Annotated in this window: 5 protein-coding genes; all 5 read right to left on the bottom strand. The window is 63.7% G+C overall.

Features of this window, described 5'->3' with window-relative positions; translation table 11 throughout:
• On the bottom strand, positions 1-364 hold a 364-nt coding region (locus ACK42S_RS16800), incomplete at its 3' end, for an alpha/beta fold hydrolase (protein WP_409710239.1).
• A 23-nt stretch (positions 365-387) separates the two neighbouring features.
• The gene (locus tag ACK42S_RS16795) at positions 388-1,146 is read right to left on the bottom strand and encodes a hypothetical protein (protein WP_409710236.1); all 759 of its coding nucleotides are present in this window, start codon (positions 1,144-1,146) and stop codon (positions 388-390) included.
• A gap of 260 nt (positions 1,147-1,406) precedes the next feature.
• Positions 1,407-1,529: a hypothetical protein gene (locus tag ACK42S_RS16790; RefSeq protein WP_409710234.1), complete on the bottom strand. Its 123-nt coding sequence runs from the start codon at positions 1,527-1,529 to the stop codon at positions 1,407-1,409.
• 491 nt (positions 1,530-2,020) lie between these two features.
• Positions 2,021-2,797, bottom strand: coding sequence for a hypothetical protein (locus tag ACK42S_RS16785; RefSeq protein ID WP_409710231.1), 777 nt, complete (start codon positions 2,795-2,797; stop codon positions 2,021-2,023).
• Between the two features lie 98 nt (positions 2,798-2,895).
• Positions 2,896-3,134 (bottom strand): lysozyme (locus tag ACK42S_RS16780; RefSeq protein ID WP_409710228.1); only part of this gene is annotated, 239 nt, incomplete at its 5' end.

Genomic DNA, 3,134 nt, shown 5'->3' with positions numbered 1-3,134 from the left:
CGATACGCGCGGCGTGCGCGGCGACGCGATGGTCGGCACCGGCGTCGAGCGGGCTGACGCCGTGCCCGGGCAGATCGGGAACGACGACACGGAAGCGGCGCGTGAGATGGCGCGCGGTGTGCAGCCAGACAGTGTGGTCTCCAGTGAGGCCGTGCAGCAGCAACAGTACGGGACAGCCGCGCCGGCCGTTGTCCAGGTAATGCAGAGTGCCGCCATCGACTGCGCTGGCGTGGCGGCGCAGCCCCGCGCGCAGCGCCAGCGTCGACGCATGCGCGACAAACAGACCTTCGCCCAGTACTTCACTCAGCCGGCCCTGACGCGCTGCGCGTCCCGCACGCGCCCTCTGCTCGTCGCCCGCCGCCATGGGAGCGGCCCGCACCGGCCCGTTCACCACGGCACCACCCCAAAAGCCAGCAGGAAGACCGGGGTGATCAGCATGATCAGCATGTTGTCCATGCCGCGGGGCGAGAACGCCTCGATCGTCGTCGTCAGTGCGGCGAAGGCGATCACGACCGGCACCGTCGCCACCGGTGCATGGCCGCTTATCGACAGCACCGCCGCGAACACCGCCGCTGACAACACGAAGACCGTCGCCGAACCGGCCACCGACTTCGTGTTGGTCCAACCCCAGATGATGTCCTGCACCCGATAGGTGTTGGACGCGCCGAAGCGCACGCCGACCGGTTCGGCCAGGCCGTCGGCCACCGCCACAGTGAAGAACGCCACCTTGACGAGCGTCAGCGGAAACAGTAGCGCCGAGATCGTGATCGCCACGTTTGACGTGATCATTGGCATTAGGAAGAAGAACCGGCTGTGTGGCGCATCGCGGCGGCGCAGGCTGTGCGCGGCCATACCGGCAAGGACTGGCACCCGGCTGTAGGCGGCGATGAACGAGATCGTGATGAGCGCCAGTGAGGCGACGATCATCGACGGGAGCAGCTGCTCGTCCGGCAACACCGCCAAGCACGGGCCGGAGATCAGCATGATCCCGACGTGGTGCAGCTTGCGGGAGTAGCCGTCCTGCAGCCTGTGCCGGGCCCGCAGCAGCGAACAGGCGTTGCCGAACAGCAGCGGACCCAGCACCAGGAACAGGCCGACCCGCCACCACACCACATTGGCTAGCAAGGCGCCGAAGTCCATGTCCATGCCCGTTAACCGCCATGCGCTTCGGCGCCGCGGCCGGCAGGACCGAGCTCGACCCTGTCCCTGCACCCCGCATGCACGCGCAGAACCACGCGAGGATGGGGGCGGGCATTCACCATGGTGGGCGGGCGGCCAAAGTGCAGAGAGATATACATGGCGAGGAAGCTAAAACGATACAAAGGGGATTCTAAACAGGGGTTCCAGGCGTATCCCCTCGGCCGAGTGCGAGGCAGGAGAACGGCCTGATCGACGAGCACGCGCCGTCAGTGCAGCGGCATTACCGGCTGCAGAACGGTCGCCGCGAAATAGCCGGCACCGGCGACCATCGCCGAGGCGAACAGGACACAGCACGCCAGATCTGCCAGGCTCTCTCCGTTCCTCTTCATGTCGTGCGCATCTTTCGTTGGTAGGCTTTCTAAATTGCTGTATTTCGGGAGCGCGCCGATGAAGTCTGTCCCCCATGGAGGGGTCTAATATCGATGCAAGCGCCAAGCTGTAATAAAGCCGCGCATTTTGGCGGATTCAATTCCGAAACGCAATACGTCTGACGCGGGCACGGTCTTACGCTGAGCCAAGCCGTCTCATGAGCTGAGATCGCCTGGTCCGGGGGGCGTCCCTCCTGCTTTAGTAAATGGCTCTTCAGCAGAATCTGTGGGTTCCCCGCAGGCTATCCGGCGCCCGGGCTCCACTCAGGAACTGATGCAGCTTTCTGCAGGTGGCGTCGAACGCCTTTTGCTGGGCTTCGGTGATGCTCGGGTAGATCAGCGGGCCACCTTCGTCGTCGATGTGGTGGAGTTGCTCTTGCTCCGGCGTTGATGTGGGCGAAATGAACGCACTCTTTCGCAGTGAAGCCAAGTGCGTGCGGCCGATTTCTGCCTTACCCGCGGCACAAGCTTAGGACAGCGTCTCGACTGGAGAAGAAGTGCTCGAGGTGCGGCGCAACCTGAGCCGCCCATGCGCTCGCCGTCGCGTCGGACTGGGCGACCAGTGCCAGCGATCCAATGACTATAGTTGCGACAACCAGGCGAATTCGTGTGCCAAAACCGACCATTCGGAAGATGAATTCGGGGGCCTCATCGGGCAGAAGATCCTCGAGCAGGTTGCCTGCAGCATAGAGGGTCAAGGACAGTGTGGCCGGTACAGCCGCCAGGCTAATTGCGAGCATCTGCATCGCTGAGAACTCGCGCCAATAGGGGGGCAGCCGACAGAAAAAGCTCTTCCAGTCGCCCACTTGATGAGCGAACTCGGTGAGCTCGGCGGGATACGCACTTCGACTGATCAATATGGCAGCAAGCGTCAGTCCACCGCCTAGGGTGGCGAATATCTGGGGCAGGAAGTCGCCCCAGGGCTGATTGTGATAGGCCCGGATGGTGGAAATCGTCAGGAGGGTGAGGATCGAACTGGCCGTCAGGATCGAGAGCGCCAGGTAGACCATTGGCGCGTAGCGGGCGAATTGCCAGGAGGCGAATGCGATGCCGACGAGTACAAGCAGTGCGAAGCCGAACAACGCTGAGCCCTCGTCGTCCTTACTTCCTCGTCCGGATCCCACGCCACTGGAATTCTTGTGGTAGCTCCGTTTGTCCACGTGGACGCGGATGTTTTGGCCGATGGCAATGCCGTCGCCGGTACTAGTGTTGCCCGTGATGTCGCGCATGTCGTTGCCTCCGGAGATTGGTGAGGTGCCACCGGCAACAGCATGCACATCGTCGTCTCATAGGCTGAGATCGCGTGGTGCGGGGGCGACCCTGCTTCTCAAATAGTTCCCCCGAACAGCTTGGCCTCCGACTGCCGCCGCGCGACCAGTCCTGGTAGTACCCGCCCTCCACCGTGCACCCAACGAGGCAGCTCCTGCGCGGCGGACTCCCAGTTCCGCTGGTTGATTCGACGCCGCAGCGTTGATGTCTGCAGCCGCCCGGCGCCGAGGTTGAAGGTGAAGTCGACGATGGCGGCGAGCCGCCCCTCGGGCTCGGTCGCGAGCACCGGACAGTAGC

The organism is Caldimonas sp. (assembly GCF_046289365.1).
Taxonomy (GTDB): Bacteria; Pseudomonadota; Gammaproteobacteria; order Burkholderiales; family Burkholderiaceae_C; genus Caldimonas.
The sequence above is the reverse complement of the archived record's forward strand: the minus strand, read 5'-3'. Positions and strand labels throughout refer to the sequence as shown.

Excerpts from the sequence above, each read along its gene's own strand:
- ACK42S_RS16795 (WP_409710236.1), bottom strand. The coding sequence starts at position 1,146 with ATGGACATGGACTTCGGCGCCTTGCTAGCCAATGTGGTGTGGTGGCGG.
- ACK42S_RS16790 (WP_409710234.1), bottom strand. The coding sequence starts at position 1,529 with ATGAAGAGGAACGGAGAGAGCCTGGCAGATCTGGCGTGCTGTGTCCTG.
- ACK42S_RS16785 (WP_409710231.1), bottom strand. The coding sequence starts at position 2,797 with ATGCGCGACATCACGGGCAACACTAGTACCGGCGACGGCATTGCCATC.